Genomic DNA, 17326 nt, shown 5'->3' on the forward strand with positions numbered 1-17326 from the left:
CCATGCGACAGCGGAAAATGCGGCGATATCCGCGCCATTTGCCGGTTGCTGAGCAGAAACAGTTTGTCCATGACGGTACCCTCCCGCCATCTCCAGAATCACAATGCGCCGAGCCGAAGCAAGCAATTAATGGGTCCTGGCCCTAGTCTTTCACCTCGACCAACCCGGCACCCCGCATCTGAGACTCCGCAGCCGCGTCGGTTCACTCAAGTCAGTATGACAATCTTACCCTCGGCCCGGTTCTCATCCATGCAGCGATGCGCTTCAACGATATCGTCGAGTTTGAAGACTGGCCCTTGCTGGAACCGAAGAACGCCACTCTCGATCTTGCTGAGCAGATCTTCCCATGGCATGTCCAGCATGACATCGACGCGACTGCCATAGGTGGTGAGATAGGTGCCAGCGGGGATAGTGCTCATCGGCGAGAAGTGTTCTATCTCCCAGCTATCGCCCAGTCCACCGGCCAAGCATACGATACCGTGCAGCGCGGCGCAGGCCAGGCTATCCGCGAGACTGCTGGTGCCCACCAGGTCCAGCACCCCGCCGACACCGTCCGGGAAGATCTTCTTCAGCTCGGTGCTGATCGTTTCGTTATCGATCAACGCGTGATCAGCCCCATTTTTTCGCAGCAATGCAAGCCGCTGCTCGTTGCGTGTCGTGGCGACAACCGTCAAGCCTTCGTGCTTGGCCAGCGTGGCCGCGGCGAGCCCGATTGAGCTCGTGCCTCCCCGGATCAGTAGGGTGCCCCCTCGCGCGACCCGCAGCGAGCGGTGAAGTGCCCCCCAGACCGTCTGCAACATCTCCGGCAAGGCGCCAAGCGTCGTCCAATCGAGCTTTGTGCGAAGTCCGCGGATCTGCCCAGCCGGAACACAGACGAACTCGGCATAGCCACCATCAAAGTCCCGCCCCATGCCCCCCATCACCGTGGCTACGGTCTCGCCAATTGCGAATCCACTATCCGGCGCGGCGTCGACTGTGCCGGTCGCCTCGATACCGAGTATGCGGGGAAATCTTACGCCAGGAGAATCGCCTCGTCGCGTGTAGACCTCCGATCGATTCAAACCAAAGGCGTGAACGCGGATGCGAACCCAGCCTGGAGCAGGCTGAGGAACCGGTCGCTCCTCGATCCGGATTGCGTCGGGGCCGCCCGGAGTGTGAACGACCGCTGCCTTCATTCCGACCATTGCATCACCTTTTGGATCCGGCCGAAGCTGCCGCCTGTCGGGGAAGGAAGCCCGAACACTTAGAGCAAGGCAAGTCCGGCTCGCGTGGTCACAGCTTCGAGCCGCCGTCGACGCGGATCGTGTCGCCGGTAATCCAGCGGGCCGCGTCTGAGGCGAGAAAGGCGATCACATCGCCGATATCGTCCGGCTGCGCGATGCGCTTCAGGGCTTGCAGGCTGAGCGTGAAATCCCGGCCCGCATCCGTCTTCGCGAAGGACGACATGTCGGTCGCGACGACACCGGGTGCGACAGCGTTGACACGGATTCCCCGCTCGCCGAGTGCCGTGGCGAAGTGCTTTACCAGGGTGTCCACGGCTCCCTTGGTCGCAGCATAGGCCGAAAGCGTGCCGACAGACGCATGCGCCGCGAGCGAGGAAAGCAGCACGATGCTGCTCCCGGTACCAAGTATCGGCAGTAGTTGCTGCACCAGGAAGAACGGCGCTCGAACATTGACGGCGAATAGCCTGTCAAATTCCTCGACTGTGGCGTCCTCAATCGTCACCGATGCGGTGACGCCCGCATTGGCGACGAGAATGTCCAGCCGGTCACCGATGATTTTGCGGACCTGAACGGCGAGCTTGTGCGGCGCGTCCGCGACCGCGAGATCAGCGCCCACCGCGTCGGCGCGGCCTCCGCCGGCCCGGATTTGTCGCACAACTTCGTCTGCGTCAGTGGCGGAACTTCCATAATGGACGAGCACCTGAGCACCAGCCTTGGCGAGGGCGAGCGCGGTCGAGCGGCCTATGCCGCGAGAGGCGCCGGTGACGAGAGCGGTCTTTCCTGAGAGCCTAGTCATGATTGGGCCTCTTTCTGGCGATGTTTGCCGGACGTCAACGCGGCTTGGTTAAGCGTCCATACCTCGTGTCGTCCCGGTCGTTCCTTAGCGGAGACACCAGGGAGCCGATCCGCTACGTCGCGTGGACCAGCCCCTCGCGATGTCTGGACATAGGTTCCACTGGCGGTCTGGAAAAAGACTTTCTAAGGTGCCCCTCCGATACCTGACAGGCATGGGGCCGACCGGTGGAGCTTCGCCATCTTCGCTACTTTATTGCAGTCGCCGAGGAAGGCAGTCTGACGGTCGCGGCGGCACGCCGGCTGCACACGGCGCAACCGTCGCTTAGCCGCCAAATCAGGGACCTGGAATACGAGGTAGGCGCCCAGCTCCTGACCCGCAGCGCCCGCGGCGTCGAGCTGACTGCGGCCGGCCGGGCGTTTCTGGAGCATGCAAAGCTGGCCCTGGCGCAAACGGAAGCGGCGGTTGACGCGGCGCGGCGGGCGGAAAAACCTGCCAGGCCACTCTTCGCTCTTGGCTTTCTCACCGGTCAGGAGATGGAATGGCTGCCGAGGACGATGAACATCCTTAAGGACGAACTGCCAAACATCGACGTTACCATCTCGAGCCAGTATTCGCCCGACCTCGCCGACAGCCTGATGCGGGGCAGGATCGACCTCGCGTTCCTGAGGCCCGAGCCCCAGATGCCCGACCTGGAATATCGGATCGTTGCGAAGGAACCTCTCCTCGTCGTCCTGCCGAGCGACCACCGCCTTGCCTCACGCGCAGCCATTTCCATCCAGGACATCGCGCAAGAGACGTTCATCGGCATGTCCAAGACGGCGCCGACCCTGCAGGTGATCATCGACGACTACTTGAAGCGCTCAGGCGTCGACATCCATGCTGCGCATCAGATCGACAATCTCGGCATGGCGATGTCGCTGGTCGCTTCGACACGGGGTGTCACGCTGCTGCCAGCCTATGCGCGGAATTTCCTGCCTTGGTCCGTCATCAGCCGTCCCTTGGAAGGCGAGGCACCGACGATCGACCTCGTGATGGGCTATAGGAAGTCCAATACATCTCGGATCCTGAAACTGTTCCTAGCGCGAAGTGACGAGTTGATTTCGCGTGCGGCGCACGAGCTACCTCGCCCGAGCGAGAGCACCAGGATGACGGCCTGATTCTTTGGCTGCTCCGAATGGTGCAGCCAGCCTGCTGCCGACGGACGCGCAATTTACGATCCTCCGTCTTTCTCTCCATCATACATGGCATGCGCTGCCTCGATCTCAGGCAGATGGTGATACGCTCATAGCCCGAGAGCCTGGACCGGTTTGGCCAGTGAATGCCCTAGCTCAGTCAGCTTGTAATCCACAGGCGGCGGGATCGATGGCGTGACAGTTCGCCTGATCAATCCGTCAGGCTCCAAATTGCGCAGAGTAAACATCAGCATTCGTTGCGAAATATCCTCAACGACGCGCTTATCGCAAGACTCTTCAGTAGCAGTTACATTCGGTTACGTCTAATATCAACGCCTAAACGGCGAACTGCCTCACTGCGTGCGGGCCCGTCGCGTCCATGCGGCGAGCGAGTGGTGGACCCACCGAGGGCGGTTCATACTACTCGGTCTCGACAAGTCGTGCGAAGCACATTCGGCCGTGGCTGCCTAACCCAACGATGAACCTTCAGCAGGGAGCCGGCGGTATGGGGACGGACAAGTCTGGACACTACCCACTTGAGCACCGGGAAGGCGAGATTGAGCGTCTGCACGTCCAGGGGCTTGCTCTTATCCATGAGACGGAGGCGATGCTGGACCGCATTGGCGTCGGGCCGGGCTGGGCATGTCTTGATCTGGGCTGCGGCCCCGGCGGCATCACCCATCTCCTTAGCGCCCGCGTCGGTAGTGCCGGCCGCGTCGTCGGCCTGGACGCCGACGCTATCTTCCTCGACCATGCGCGTGCGCATCGGGCCGCTAATGTCGAATATATGCTGGCGGACGCCTATCGCTCGAGCCTCCCGGATGGCTCGTTCGACTTGGTTCATGTGCGCCTTGTCGCTGGCACGGCCGGCCTGCCAGAAGCGCTGATCAGCGACGCCATGCGTCTCGCTCGTGCAGGCGGCACGGTCGCGTTGCAGGAACCCGACATGACGACGCTCGATTGCTATCCCCCGCACACGGCCTTCGCCCAGTTGAAGGACGCCCTAATCAGGGCGTTCGCCATTTCCGGAGCCGACATCAACATCGCCCGGCGCCTGTTTGGTCTGGCTCGTGCCGCCGGCCTTCATGATGTTCATTACCGCCCCTTCCTCCTCGGCTTCCGCTCGGCGGATCCAATGAGCGATTACCTGCCTCTCACTGCGGAATCCCTACGGGGGACGATCGCGCGAGCAGGGCTGATGTCAGCCTCCGAGATGGACGAAGCGCTGGCGGGCTGCCGGCGTCACTTGCGCGACCCGGGCACGGTTTCGACTCTATTCACAGTTGCTCAGGTCTGGGGATCTACCCCGATCGCCTAGTAAAGCACCAGCAATCACCAACCATCGCGAGAGCGGGTTTCTATTGGCAAGTTGAGATCAGAACGTCGCGCGATGTGACGCAAGACTTTACTGGGTGGCGACAGCGCCGGGACCGGCTAACTTGGCAATATGCATCGATGCGCGGTTCCGCGAGTGTGGCCTGCCGTTCCACCCAAATGCAGCCACTCATCCCAACGAGGCCAAGTCCCTTGAAAATTCGTACGATGGCTACGTGACATCTCTCGCAAGGCGAAGGCCAGAGAACTGCCAACGAGCATTGGGCGGGAAGAAGTTGCGATAGGTGAGCCGATCATGTCCCGCCGGTGTCGCGCAGGACCGCCCGCGGAGAACCATCTGATTTATCATGAACTTGCCATTGTATTCCCCTAGCGCTCCGGGGGCCGCATGATACCCCGGATAGGGAAGATAGGCGCTTGCCGTCCATTCCCAGACATCCTGCCGAACACCGGCATGCAGCGGACGAGGATGTGGCCGCACGGTCTTTTGCTCTTCCGCGCCGCCGCCATACAACTTTCCAGCAACCTCCCACTCAAACTCGGTCGGCAGACGGTGCCCTGCCCACTCGGCATAGGCCGCAGCCTCGAAATAGCTCACATGGCAGACGGGTTCGTCCAGTCGAACGTCCTGCAATCCATGGAGTGTGAAGACCTGCCAAGCCTGGCCATTTCTGTACCAGTAGGCTGGTGCTTCCCATTGGCCCGCCTGCACCGCCGCCCATCCTTCGGACAACCAGAGTCCCGTATGACGGTAGCCGCCGTCCGCCATGAAGGCCAAGAATTCGCGATTGCTGACAGGCCGCTCGGCGATAGCAAAATCGCGCAATAGAACGTCATGCGCTGGCGTCTCGTTGTCAAATGCAAACGCACCGGCGGTTTCAGGCGACTGGTAGCCAACCTTGTAGATACCGCCCTCAATCCTCCACCACTCCACCGATGGCGACACCTCCGAAACGGAAGCGGGGGGCGCGGGCCTGTAGGCGGGATACAGGGGCGAACAGGAAAAAGCGTGCTTGATGTCCGTCAGCAGCAATTCCTGGTGCTGCTGCTCATGATGCAGACCTATGACGACGAGATTGGCGACCTCGGAGCTGCAGTTCGCAAGAAGTCGCGTCATTGCCGCATCGACATGCGCTCTGTAGTCTGACACCGCCTGTATACCTGGCCTGCTGAGAACGCCGCGTGATCCCCGCGGCGGGCGGGGGCCGACGGCCTCATAATAGGAATTGAAAACGTATCCGAATGCCGGATCGAAGACCTCGTAGCCCGGCAGATTCGGAAGCAGCACGAAGGTTTCGAAAAACCAGGTCGTATGCGCGCGGTGCCATTTGGTTGGGCTAGCATCCGGCATAGACTGGATAGTCTGGTCCTCGGGCGACAACGGCGCCGCCAGCGCCTCCGTCTCAGACCGCACGCGGAGATAGTGGCACTGCAGCCATTCAATGGGTTGCGCTTCATCACGCGCAAATGGCGGTAGCGTTTCGTCGCAAATGGCGGGCATCACTCGTCTCCTGATTCGCATGGCCAGATCATCACGCATGTCCTGCTGGGTGACAGGCTCTGTCCACCTAAATCATGCTTTGCTTCATTGTGGAATTCTAAATGCTGTTAGCTGTTCTATGCGAACAAGGGGACATCCTGAAACCCAAGGCCGAGCGTAGATTGATGAGCAGCAAGAAGCCAGCGCGCCGGCGATCACAAGAAAGCTTCAGAGCGTAGGCGGTATACAACGCCGGCAGTCATTGTGTCGATTGGGCCCTCAGCGCTGAACCCAAACCTTTATGCCTCCCAGAGGGCGTCGCAAATACGTCGAGAGACCCGAAATATGTCAACACACTCCGCCCGCCCGAGGGTACTAGATGCTGGCTTATGACTTCCGTCAGGTGCGTGTTTTTGCAGCCAGCTAGATCACGATTTCGTCATCAAAGAAGGTCCTGAGCGGCGGCTAGAGGTGCCCGCCGGCGTTCCTGCTGACCGGGCTTAGTATCAACGCCGCACATCGTCAGATCCAGGATGCGGCTCCCAACAATCCCACCTAGCGCATCCGCCGATGGAAGAGTCTGCTTAGCCCGGTCGCTGTCGGCGCCGCGAAGTCATCGAGCGCTTTTCAGAAGCGTCACTCGCGCTTTCGCCACGCGGGGAGCGCTCTCCTCGACCAGCCCGGCACCGCCGACCGCTTCCCGAAAGCGCTTGGCGGCGCAGCGCGGCACATCGCGTATTACGAAGACGGCGCCATCCGGAATAGACGTCGACCACGTGCTCGGCGACGTGAGGCATCGTGGCTTCCCAGCTAGAAACTGAATGCCCCGACCTGGGCGAGCGCCACGCAGATTCCTGAGCGATGCTGCGATCTCGCGCCCTACGAGATAGATCGGCGTCTCATGTGCTTCGAACACAGAACGAAAGGGCACGACCTCCCCGACCGTGATTTGAAGATCAATCACGTCTCCCTTGGCTGCGATCGTGCCGTCAACCGCCCATATGTCTAGACACACTGCGCGCAATGCCTGTTCCTGTTCGAGCGGAAAGACCCAACCGATTGCCGCGCCGAGCCACACCCCACCGATCTGCCTTGCGCGAAATGGCAACGTCGGATGATAGGGTGCCTTGAGTTCTAGTCGCGCCGACGCGGCGCTAATGACAACCATGTCAGGCTCTCCCCCGAACTGGGCGAATCCTAAGCGACGGCGAATCGCGTGCCAAACCCGAACTCGAAGCAATCTGATGAATTCGATGAATCAGCCGCGGCCGAGAAATCAGCAAAACGAATCAATGGGGACAACCCGATCGCAACGGCACCCGCTAGACAAAGCTTGACTCGATATTGTATATGCAACACAAGGTGGCTCATGAGAGAGAATAGCAGTCCTGTTGAGGGCGAGATCATCGCTGATATGAACAGCGGCTGCGTGCTCATGCGCGCCCGCCTGATCTCGAGAGTACTTACAGCCATGTATGACGAAGAATTGCGGCCCTTCGGGATTGGTTCACCTCAGTTCGCGTTACTCGTAATCATATTCGGGATACAGCCCGCGACCCGTGCGGCAATAGGCCGGTACCACCACCAAGATCGATCGACGCTGACGCGCAACCTCAAGATTCTAATTTCCGAAGGCTGGGCAGCGGAAGTTGAGGACGAAGGTGGGGGTCGAGGTCGACCAATCATTCTGACGAAGGCAGGCAAAACCCTTTTAGTGCGAGCGGCGCCAGCATGGCGGATGGCGCAGGCGCGAGGCAAGGCTTTGCTGACGGAAAACGGAACGACCGCCATCACGGAGATCGCCAATGGCATCATGAATTCGCCGCGCTAAGCATTTGCCTTGAATATTGCGTACGCAAAAGAGACAGCCCGAAACAGAAGGCCGTAACGAAATGGGTATCGAGCCGAGCTTCGACGAACACCTTGTCCCACGCGAGCAAGGAGAAGTCTATGCGCGAGACTATGCCGGCGCCGCCCCCGCCTTCGTATTGTTGCACGGATTTCCCGACAACCTCCATATCTATGACCAGCTGGTTCCGCATCTGGTTGCCGGTGGGCGGCGCGTTGTCACATTCGACTTCCTCGGATACGGCGCTTCCGATAAGCCGGCCGGCAATCGCTATGGTTTCAAGCAACAACTGGGGGATCTCGAGGCCGTTGTCGAAGCATTGGGTATCGATAAGATCGTTCCCGTCGCACACGATGCCGGCGGTCCCGCAGCGATCAACTTCGCCATCGACCACCCGGACCGCGTCGCCTCGCTATGTATTCTGAATACTTTCTACGCCGCGGCTCCGAGCCTTCGGCTGCCGGAACTGATCGAGCTCTTCGCGACCCCTGGCCTCAAGGCGCTTGCCGACGCGATTCTGCAAAGTCCCGAACAATTTGCCTGGCTGCTCAGGTTTCAGCAGAGAATATTCCTTGAGACCTTGCCGGAAGAGCACAAGGCGGCCTTCGAGGCTTTTCTTGCTCCTATCATCAACAATAATTTCAATTTCGGGCGAGCGGCCGGTTCCGGCCCGGCCTTCGCGCAGATGACAGCGCAGATTTTCGAGGAAGTCGCGCGAAACACGCTGCGCCTTGCCGAGATGGAGGCGCTTGATATTCCGGTCAAGCTGATCTGGGGAGGCGCCGATCTAGCCCTCAACACGGGTGTCGCCGACGATTTTAAGTCTCATTTCAAGCATGCCTCCCTCAGCGTATTGCCGGCAGGACATTGGCTGCAAGTCGACATGCCCGAAGCCGTCGCGAGGGAAATGCTATCGTGAAACGTGACATGAAGAGCTTAATCTGGCTGGGCAACTTCGCAGCTTTCGCAGGGGTTCTCGCGCTGGCAGGCCCCGCCGCCTCGTTCGCCCAGGCGGCAGCGCCGGTTGAGCCGCCGGCGTCCTCCGTCCCCTCGGTGCCCACCACCAAGATCCTTGCAATCGGCAACTTCACTGCCAAGGCGACACCGAAATTGTGGATGCCGATCCTGCCCTTGGAAGTCCGCGCGACCGTGCACCTATACCTCGATGGAAAGATCGACCAATGGTACATCAAGCAAGACCATAGCGGGGTCGTGTTCGTCATGAACCTCACTGACCCTCAAGAAGCCCTCGCGGTTCTTGACAAACTGCCGCTAGGCCAAGCTGGGTTGATGGCATTCCAGCTCATACCGCTCGGCCCGATCAGCCCGCTTCGCCTGTTGCTCTCCGGACCAGCCAGGTAATACCGACCGCGAGGGCCGCCACTACTGCCTCGCCCAAGCCTTGCTGCCGCCGCTGAGCAAGGCCGGCTGCCGCGCAGGTCAATCCAATTGCTCAACCGTGGTCTTCAGCGAGGAGATGAGACCATTGCCGGTGCGGATGCCATCGTCTGTTCTCCTACGACGCTATCGGGATTGGCTGCTTCGGCGCGCAGCCGGTTGCCCGTGCGGTCGGCCCTCAAGAAATCTCCCGGTCGGCGCCGTATTGGGCGTCGGTCACTTTCTCCATCCAATCGACCGCCCTGCCGTCAAGCGTTTCCGCGATTGCGACATGACTCATGGCCACCGTCGGTGACGCGCCGTGCCAATGCTTCTCACCTGGCTCGAACCAGATGATGTCGCCGGGGCGAATCACCTCAATCGCTCCGCCCTCACGCTGGGCCCGGCCCAGACCCGAAATCACCAGCAGCGTCTGACCCAATGGATGGGTATGCCAAGCCGTGCGTGCGCCGGGCTCAAAAGTGACCGTCACGCCGGTTACTCGTGCGGGCTCCGTCCCCTGGAACCGTGCATCGATCCGAACCGTGCCCGTGAAGTAGTCGCTTGGCCCCCTCGCTGAAGGGATCGACCCGCTACGCTTGATGTCCATAGTCATTCTCCTGGCTGGCCAGCCCACTCACCGATCGCTCTTACCAGAGCAGCTCTGCCGGTCCAATCACCGAGGTGTCCCTGTGTCGAGGCCAGCCGCGGCTATCCGAAGGAACAAGGGGCATACATCGAGGCTGACCGTTCAGTGGCCGGAAAGATGCCCGCGGTTTTTGGCACGCCCGGGTCGGGTGGGGCGGGCGCCAAGCTATGCATGCGTGATGAGAACCGTGAACTGACATTTTATCCAGTGCCGCGAAACTAGGGGTCCAGCCGAATAGAATTACGACTATTGTAAGAGAGCTCGATATTTCGTCGATAAATGCGGAGCTGGCTGGCACGAACGGCGTTGATGCGCATAGCGTCAGCGGCTACCTCGGGTGGTGCGACAATGCCGCGCCAACCCACGAAACGAACATCCTGTTGTCGCCACAACGATCTATGTGCCGAAGCGCTACTTCTCAATCGAAGAAGGCGCTCGCGGCTTGGAGCCATAGCATGAGCACGAGCGAGCCTTCGGCTTGGAAAACCCTTGGCCTGGGAATATCGGCGACATTGCTCTTCATTGGCTATGCTCGCGCGCAAGATACGACCTCCGGCGCGGCGCATGCCTCAGCGTCGGCGGCCTCTCCGGCGCTAGGGTCTTGGGAAAACACGATCAAGCTTTCGGCTCAGTTCGAAGCGTGCATCGCTGGCAACCCCGCGGGACCTTCCAACGGCCTAAACCTTGGTCAGCTCTATACCGACAAGGCCAATAAGTTCGAGCTTAACTCAACTACATTCGCGACGACGCCTTTCAGGCGGACGGCTACGGTGCCGCGCAATACGCATCTTACGCCCTCAACGACCATCTCACCTTGAATGGGTGGATCGAGGTGTAGCGGGACGACAAGGGATTCTTTGTCGCAGGCTTCCCAGGCAACCACAGTTTTGTCTATTCGGAACCCGGTATTCCCACAACGACGATCGCAGCCACGCCGACCACATACAGCGAATTCACCGTCGGCGTCACATACAAGCCTGGGCTACCAAGCGCGATCCAGACATTGATGCTTCGCCCCGAGTTTACGATACGATCGGTCATTGACCGGCACCACACCGTTCAATGACGGCCGCGACAGCGGTGCCATTACCCTAGCCGCCGATGCGATAGTCGGCTTCTGACAAGGAAGTAGCGAGTACTGATGCCATCATATCGACCGGCAGCTTGCCACCGTTAAGCGGCCATCTGCCTTACGGTTCTAACGATTTCGCTCGTTCGGTAAGGTTTGCGGAAGAAGAGGGGCGGAGGAGCGAGGCTGTTGAGGCGCTCTGTCAATTGCGGAGCATATCCAGACACGACGATCACAACAATTGTGGGATGAAGTTCGCGGGCACGCACCGCGACATCTATGCCGTCCATTTTGCCAGGCATCCGCACATCGGTGAGAACCACATCGATTTCGTCTGCGTCTACGAGTAGCAATGCCGCCGCATCACCAGTTTCGGCCTCTATAACATCAAAGCCCTCGTCCTTGAGAGCCTCCGCGGCCATTTCCCGGACTATAGGTTCGTCCTCGACCAACAGTACTCGCAACAAACCCATCGACGGCCTCCTATCAAGTAGCTCTCTCTCTACGTTCCTATCAAATGGCCATAATTGGACCGGCAAAACACGATAGCGACAGAGGAGCACGAATTGCCGTGAGGCTACCGTCAGGCTCCCCTCCGCTCGTGCCACGCGCCGGTTCCTACGGTCAACTTCGCGTGACCCTGTGCCGCAGTAACGCCGATTGCCGCTCGGACGCAGAGTCCGAAGGGACTTCGTATGCAAACGCTTCTGTATGACGATTCGGCTTTGAGGCATGAATAGCGGCAGACGCCAGAGGAACAGGCACGTGTCATCCGCGGTCGATACTTACGAACTGCTCGTCCAAAGCGTTGTGGACTATGCGATCTACATGCTTGATCCCAATGGACGAGTGGTGAGTTGGAATGCCGGTGCGGAGCGGATCAAGGGTTTTAGCGCTCAGGAGATCATCGGCGAACACTTCTCACGCTTCTATACGGACGAGGATAGAGCCGCAGGTGTCCCCGCGCAGGCGCTGAAGATTGCCGCCGAGAGCGGTCGCTTCGCCACTGAGGCCTGGCGGCGCCGTAAGGATGGCAGCCGCTTCTGGGCGATGGTGGTCATCGACCCTATCCGAAAGGGCGGCGAGCTAGTGGGCTTCGCCAAGATCACCCGCGACATGACCGAGCAGCGAACCGCACAGCTCGCAATGCTGGAAACTGAACGCGGTTTTCGTCTGCTCGTTCAGGGGGTGACGGACTATGCCATCTACATGCTGGACCCTGATGGCAAGGTCACCAACTGGAATGCAGGGGCCGAGCGCATCAAGGGTTATGCAGCTTCCGAGGTTTTAGGGCAGCATTTTTCCCGATTTTACACGCCCGAGGATTTCGACAGCGGCCTGCCATCGACGGCGCTGGAAACGGCGCGGCGTGTGGGCCGTTACGAAGCAGAAGGGTGGCGGCTCCGGAAGGACGGCAGCCGCTTCTGGGCCAGCGTTGTGATCGATGCCATTCATGACAAGGGGAGGCTCATCGGCTTCGCCAAGATAACCCGGGACCTCACCGAACGGCAGGAGGCGCAGCTTCAGTTGGAACGATCGCGCGAGCAGCTGTTCCAGTCGCAGAAGATGGAGGCCATCGGCCAGCTCACGGGGGGCCTAGCGCATGACTTCAATAACCTATTGACCGGAATCACGGGCAGCCTCGAACTGATGAAGGCCCGGCTGGCTCAGGGCCGGATTGGCGATCTCGACCGCTACATCACGGCCGCGCAGGGTGCCGCCAGCCGCGCGGCGGCACTGACGCATCGGCTCCTCGCCTTCGCGCGGCGACAGCCACTTGATCCTAAGCCGACCAGTCCGAACCGGCTGATTGCCGACATGGAGGAACTGGTCCGGCGCACGGTCGGGCCGGAAATCGTGGTGGAGACGGTGCTTTCGATCGGACTCTGGCCAACCTTGTGTGACCCGAACCAGCTCGAGAATGCGATTCTCAACCTTTGTATCAATGCCCGGGACGCCATGCCGAACGGCGGCCGGCTCACAATCGAAACCGCCAATACTTGGCTCGACGAGCGCGGCGCAGGCGAGCGTGACATGCAGCCCGGTCAGTATGTGGCGATTTGCGTGACCGATACGGGAACAGGAATGCTGCCTGAGGTCATCGCGCGAGCCTTCGATCCTTTCTTCACCACCAAGCCGCTCGGCCAGGGTACCGGCCTAGGCCTGTCGATGATCTACGGCTTCGCCAAGCAGTCCGGCGGACAGGTTCGGATTTATTCGGAGGAAGGCGCGGGCACCACGATGCGCATCTACCTCCCCCGGCATCGTGGTGAGGTGGACGAGGAAGTGATCCCACCCAGGCTCTCCGACGCGCCCCGAGCGCAGGCTGGGGAGACAGTGTTGATCGTCGATGACGAGCCGACCGTGCGCATGCTGGTCACCGAAGTGCTCGATGAACTGGGCTATGCGGCGATCGAAGCGGCAGACGGAACGTCCGGGCTGAAAGTGCTGCAATCGGACGTAAGGATCGACTTGCTGATTACCGATGTCGGTCTACCAAAGGGCATGAATGGCCGCCAAATGGCGGATGCCGCCCGGGAGGCCCGCCCGACGCTGAAGGTCCTTTTCATTACGGGCTACGCCGAGAACGCCGCGGTGGGCGATGGCCACCTGGAGCCGGGCATGTACCTGCTGACCAAGCCCTTCGCGATGGAAATGCTGGCCTCCAGAATCAAAACCATCATCACGGGGTCATAGCGTCATGCACGGGCAGTTCCTTACCGGTGGCTGGATAGGCAACTCGCCCAGCATTAGAGTTAGCTTGTAACTTGTTGAAATGGCTTCGATGCCACCGAAGATAGGAGCGGAGAATCAAATCAACGGCCATTTCTTGCAAATTTGCAGCAATCGCCCTATTTTATGCAAATCAGGAGTGACGCGATGCTGCAAACCCAGGAACGGATACGGCTTGCCCCTCAGGGCATCGATCCAGCCGCCGCTCTCCGCGGCTTCTTCGCCATCGTGCAGGCTTGGGGGCTGAGTGCAGAGGATGCACGCGCATTGCTCGGCGCGCCGGCCGAGCGGACCTTCTATGCTTGGCGCGCCGGGAACGCCGTGCGGGTGCCGATGGATACGCTGCGCCGCATCGGCTACGTCGCCGGCATCTACAAGGCGCTCGAGCTGGTCTATTCCGACCCGCATCTCGCGGATGACTGGATCAAGCGACCCAATCGCGCTTTCGGCGACCAGACGCCTCTGCAGCGCATGCGCGCTGGGGACGTCACCGATCTTGCGGCGGTGCGCGGCTATCTCGATGCCGCCCGGGCGCCGTGGAGCTGAACAACCGTGCCTCTCTGTCGGATCAACTGGCCGCAGGCTTGGCGGGTTATCGCCTCGCGCTATCCGCCGATTAACCTATTCGAGCGGCTGACCGCCGATCCCGCCGTTTGGGACGCGCTGATTGCCTTGGAGCAGCTCACCAACCCTCGGGTCCGCGATGAGATCGGAGAGATAGCCCTCGTGCCGCCGGACGAGCGCGTCAGCGGCCCCGGAGCGAGCTACCTGATGGCCGCCTTCACCCACATCAACCCGAAAGGCTCGCGCTTCAGCGACGGCACCTTCGGCGTCTACTACGCCGCAGCGGCAATGGAGACGGCGATCGCCGAGACCGTGTTCCACTTCGAGGCCTTTGCGCGCGACGGCGCCGACCCCCCGCGCAGCGAGGATATGCGCGTGCTCGTCGGAACTGTGGCGGCCGAGTTCGAGGACGCCGCCGCGCTGCCAGTCGCGCAGCGGCGCGCGATCCTGGACTCCGAGTCTTATGCGGCATCCCAGAGCTACGCAAAGAAGCGCCGGGCGGCCGCTGCAAATGGCATTGCCTATCCGAGTGTGCGACACGAAGGCGGTCACTGCCTCGGCGCGTTCCGGCCGCGTGCGGTCGGGATTCCCCACCAGGAGCGGCACCTGAAGTATCGCTGGAACGGTGAACGGGTCGATCGCTTTTTCGATTACGCCCGTGACGAATGGATTGATCTCTAACGCTCCGCAGCAGCGTCTAGGCGCTCGATCACGACGTCCGTACCCCGCCAAACAGCCTGTCGAAAAATCCCCGGGATCTCCGGGCCGTAGGCGTGACCGGCAGCGGCGGTGGCTCGGTGGTTTTGGCAAGCAACCTGAGCCACCCCAGCTGTTTCGTCATCGCCGGATCGCCGGGGTCCAGCTTCAGGTATTGCTCAGTCGCCACCAGCGCCAGACGTGTCTCCGAAACCTTGACCAAATCCTCAGCCAAGAAGCGCAGCCAATCGACGCGCAGAGTCGATGCATCGACTGGTTTCAGGACGTCCTTGGCTTCCTCTAGCTCACCAATCTCGACGAGGAGCCTGCCCAGCGTGACGCGTGAAGCATTCGTCCATCCGGCGGCCATGGGCGCTCGTCGGGCAACCTCAAGCGAGGCCTTGATCTGCTTGGTGTCGCGCAGCAGTTCGGCGAGTCTGAGCCATTGCGATGACTCCGTCGGCTCCAAGGTCCTCAGAGTGACATCGAGTGTGGCGCGTGCCCGCTTCATCAGCACCAGCCCAACCTCTGCCGTCGCAAGCATGATGCGGTTCCCGACGCTTGTCGGATCGAGCGCGACGGCGCGTTCAGCCGGCGCCAGGGCGGAAACCCGATCAGCGACCAGTGGCTTCGGCGTGCCCTTCTTGGTCTTGCACAAGCTCTCATAGATGCGGGCGACCCGGGTGTAGTGATGGCTCACGGCGGCGAGTTGGTTGGCATCGTCCATCGCGTGTCGCAGCGTCGCTTCAAGATGGTTGCGCACCGAGACTAGATTGCGATTCTTGAGATGACTCTCGATTAACTCCTGCCGCACCTCGAAAATCTCTGGACGTGTCTTTAATATTCGCTCGGCGAGCGCCTCGATGCGATGGTGGGCGCCAAGTTCCCGATGCAGAGTCATGAGGGCGCGAATGTCGCCGGCCCATTGCAGATCGAGGCTATCGGCCTCCTCCGCCTCCATTTTCGCCTCCACCCGGAAGCCCGCCTGTCTCCGCGCGCGGGCCAATCGGATGCGGACCCCAAGGTCAGTTGGGGCTTGGCTCTTCCGGCACTCCAGGAAGGCGATTGCCGCCGCCGCTTCGCCGCTGCCCACCAACCCATCCGCGAGGAAATCCAGATCAGCGGCATCATCCGTCGCCTGAGGCGTGATGGTATCGAGCAGCCCCCTCGCCTCGTTCTTTGCGTTGGTCGCGACCAGCACCGCGGCAATGCTGACAGGCGTGAGCAGGAGCAGTCCCGGAACCTCTCGTGCGCGCGCCATGAGATCGCGCGCGATCTCGGCTTCCTTGGCGCGCAGCAATTCTTGGAAAAGCTTGCGCTGAACCCCCGGCCGCCGCGACAACAGCGGCGCAGAGACGAGAAGGTATTCGACCGCTTCCCACTGACGCCCCGCCGCTCTTAGTTTCTGCGCATAGTTGGCCAGAATTCGGTGAGCCTCAGGTTGTAGCTCCGCCGCGAAAAGGGCGGTCTTCGCCGCCGCCTCGGCGAGGCCGCGCCCGGCGAGTACTTCCGAAAGACGCTCGTGATAGCTCGCGGACCGGTTGCGCGCACCTCTGATGCAGCGCCGCGCGCGCTTCGGCTCACCCGCCATAAGCGCGTCAATGACGCCCATCACATCGTCCTCCTCGCCGAATGCGGCGAGCGTTTCGTGCCCGATCATTGGGAAGAGAACGCGTTCCATCGCGGGAAATGCTGCCAGCCGGTTCGCATGCCAGCGGTCATGATGGGAATGCTGGTCGTAGATGACGTAGTTGCGCTGCGCGATATGCCGCGGCTCCAGCGGCATTCCGCTTCGAAAACTGGGATCAATCCTCGGCCAGAATTTGTTCGGCACCGAGGTTTGTCCCGGGTCGATCGTCGTGATCGGCGAGAAGGCGATTGCCACCTCGGCCTGCAGCTCGGCCGCGAAGCGCAGAGCGCCGTAGCCGCCCATGCCATGGCCGAAGCAGATCACATGGCTAAACTCGCCTTCGCCGATGACCGCTTGAGCCGCCGCCAGGATGCTGGCCATTGCCGTTTTGGGATACCAATTGGCGACTGTCGACATGATCCCAATAGCGGGCCGCCCGAGGCGCCTCAGCAAGCGATCCCCCGAGAAGCCTAGGCCCTTGGCCCGCTCATTCTCCGAGTTGAAAGTGATGTATAGGACATCGCCTTCTCCCGGCTGATAGATTGCGACGGCATGAGCCGTCTCGGCGATGAAGCGCGCTGTGGCGATTTTTCCGCGTTTGACGGAGGGAGACGGTGTATCAAGTATTGGACGCGGTTGGTCCCGCAGGTCCTTTTTCGCGGAACTCATCGGGAGTGCTCCATTGCGACAATGACACTCCAAGTCGTTTACTATTCGGATCGTTACGACACAAGAGCGTCTGGATCAGCCTAA

General features: G+C 60.9%; 17 protein-coding genes and 1 pseudogene. 9 read left to right on the forward strand and 9 right to left on the reverse strand.

Annotation, left to right across the window (positions count from 1 at the left end):
• Positions 1–206: 206 nt before the first annotated feature.
• Positions 207–1184 (reverse strand): zinc-binding alcohol dehydrogenase family protein, encoded by a 978-nt coding sequence (locus GSQ92_RS01830; protein ID WP_159012892.1) that lies wholly within the window; start codon positions 1182–1184, stop codon positions 207–209.
• 88 nt (positions 1185–1272) lie between these two features.
• Positions 1273–2019, reverse strand: a complete 747-nt coding sequence (locus GSQ92_RS01835) for an SDR family NAD(P)-dependent oxidoreductase (RefSeq protein ID WP_158804185.1) — start codon at positions 2017–2019, stop codon at positions 1273–1275.
• A 224-nt stretch (positions 2020–2243) separates the two neighbouring features.
• Between GSQ92_RS01835 and GSQ92_RS01840 the strand changes: the two genes are divergently transcribed.
• Positions 2244–3176, forward strand: coding sequence for a LysR family transcriptional regulator (locus GSQ92_RS01840; RefSeq protein ID WP_158804184.1), 933 nt, complete (start codon positions 2244–2246; stop codon positions 3174–3176).
• Between the two features lie 125 nt (positions 3177–3301).
• On the opposite strand, the pseudogene GSQ92_RS01845 reads toward GSQ92_RS01840, so the two are convergent.
• Positions 3302–3460 (reverse strand): annotated as a pseudogene (locus GSQ92_RS01845) (winged helix-turn-helix transcriptional regulator); the annotation flags it as partial.
• 236 nt (positions 3461–3696) lie between these two features.
• On the opposite strand from GSQ92_RS01845, the gene GSQ92_RS01850 reads away from it, so the two are divergent.
• On the forward strand, positions 3697–4509 hold the full coding sequence (locus tag GSQ92_RS01850; protein ID WP_159012893.1) for a methyltransferase domain-containing protein: 813 nt from the start codon (positions 3697–3699) through the stop codon (positions 4507–4509).
• 228 nt (positions 4510–4737) lie between these two features.
• Here GSQ92_RS01850 and egtB read toward each other — a convergent pair whose 3' ends face one another.
• Together egtB and GSQ92_RS01860 are read right to left on the reverse strand one after the other, a co-directional pair.
• Entirely contained in the window at positions 4738–6027 is a 1290-nt protein-coding gene (gene egtB, locus GSQ92_RS01855) for an ergothioneine biosynthesis protein EgtB (protein ID WP_159012894.1), read from the reverse strand.
• 592 nt (positions 6028–6619) lie between these two features.
• The gene (locus GSQ92_RS01860) at positions 6620–7174 is read right to left on the reverse strand and encodes a hypothetical protein (protein WP_159012895.1); all 555 of its coding nucleotides are present in this window, start codon (positions 7172–7174) and stop codon (positions 6620–6622) included.
• Between the two features lie 48 nt (positions 7175–7222).
• Here GSQ92_RS01860 and GSQ92_RS01865 point away from each other — a divergent pair, with 48 nt between their 5' ends.
• From GSQ92_RS01865 to GSQ92_RS01875, 3 genes are all read left to right on the forward strand, one after another.
• Complete coding sequence (locus tag GSQ92_RS01865) at positions 7223–7837, forward strand: MarR family winged helix-turn-helix transcriptional regulator (RefSeq protein ID WP_216856715.1); 615 nt, start codon at positions 7223–7225, stop codon at positions 7835–7837.
• Between the two features lie 61 nt (positions 7838–7898).
• Positions 7899–8774: an alpha/beta fold hydrolase gene (locus tag GSQ92_RS01870; protein WP_159012896.1), complete on the forward strand. Its 876-nt coding sequence runs from the start codon at positions 7899–7901 to the stop codon at positions 8772–8774.
• Between the two features lie 8 nt (positions 8775–8782).
• Positions 8783–9217 carry a hypothetical protein gene (locus GSQ92_RS01875; protein WP_216850293.1) on the forward strand — a complete coding sequence of 145 codons (435 nt, stop codon included), beginning with the start codon at positions 8783–8785 and terminating at the stop codon, positions 9215–9217.
• Between the two features lie 214 nt (positions 9218–9431).
• On the opposite strand, the gene GSQ92_RS01880 is transcribed toward GSQ92_RS01875, so the two are convergent.
• Positions 9432–9842 (reverse strand): cupin domain-containing protein, encoded by a 411-nt coding sequence (locus GSQ92_RS01880; RefSeq protein WP_159012897.1) that lies wholly within the window; start codon positions 9840–9842, stop codon positions 9432–9434.
• Positions 9843–10336: 494 nt separating this feature from the next.
• On the opposite strand from GSQ92_RS01880, the gene GSQ92_RS01885 reads away from it, so the two are divergent.
• Positions 10337–10699: a hypothetical protein gene (locus GSQ92_RS01885; protein ID WP_159012898.1), complete on the forward strand. Its 363-nt coding sequence runs from the start codon at positions 10337–10339 to the stop codon at positions 10697–10699.
• A 73-nt stretch (positions 10700–10772) separates the two neighbouring features.
• Here GSQ92_RS01885 and GSQ92_RS01890 read toward each other — a convergent pair whose 3' ends face one another.
• Positions 10773–10922, reverse strand: coding sequence for a hypothetical protein (locus tag GSQ92_RS01890; protein ID WP_159012899.1), 150 nt, complete (start codon positions 10920–10922; stop codon positions 10773–10775).
• Positions 10923–11054: 132 nt separating this feature from the next.
• The gene (locus tag GSQ92_RS01895; protein ID WP_158804176.1) at positions 11055–11402 is read right to left on the reverse strand and encodes a response regulator; all 348 of its coding nucleotides are present in this window, start codon (positions 11400–11402) and stop codon (positions 11055–11057) included.
• 313 nt (positions 11403–11715) lie between these two features.
• Here GSQ92_RS01895 and GSQ92_RS01900 point away from each other — a divergent pair, with 313 nt between their 5' ends.
• The 3 genes from GSQ92_RS01900 to GSQ92_RS01910 all read left to right on the forward strand — a co-directional run bounded on the left by GSQ92_RS01900 (position 11716) and on the right by GSQ92_RS01910 (position 14928).
• The gene (locus GSQ92_RS01900) at positions 11716–13647 is read left to right on the forward strand and encodes a PAS domain-containing sensor histidine kinase (protein WP_254065753.1); all 1932 of its coding nucleotides are present in this window, start codon (positions 11716–11718) and stop codon (positions 13645–13647) included.
• 183 nt (positions 13648–13830) lie between these two features.
• Positions 13831–14229 (forward strand): MbcA/ParS/Xre antitoxin family protein, encoded by a 399-nt coding sequence (locus GSQ92_RS01905; protein ID WP_159012900.1) that lies wholly within the window; start codon positions 13831–13833, stop codon positions 14227–14229.
• 126 nt (positions 14230–14355) lie between these two features.
• A complete protein-coding gene (locus tag GSQ92_RS01910; RefSeq protein ID WP_254065752.1) occupies positions 14356–14928 on the forward strand; it encodes an RES family NAD+ phosphorylase in 573 nt (190 codons plus the stop codon).
• 28 nt (positions 14929–14956) lie between these two features.
• Here the strand turns inward: GSQ92_RS01910 and GSQ92_RS01915 are convergent, their stop codons facing one another.
• The gene (locus tag GSQ92_RS01915) at positions 14957–17242 is read right to left on the reverse strand and encodes a lipopolysaccharide assembly protein LapB (RefSeq protein WP_158804173.1); all 2286 of its coding nucleotides are present in this window, start codon (positions 17240–17242) and stop codon (positions 14957–14959) included.
• Positions 17243–17326: the final 84 nt, after the last annotated feature.

The organism is Acidisoma sp. S159, from assembly GCF_009766125.1.
Classification (GTDB): Bacteria; Pseudomonadota; Alphaproteobacteria; order Acetobacterales; family Acetobacteraceae; genus Acidisoma.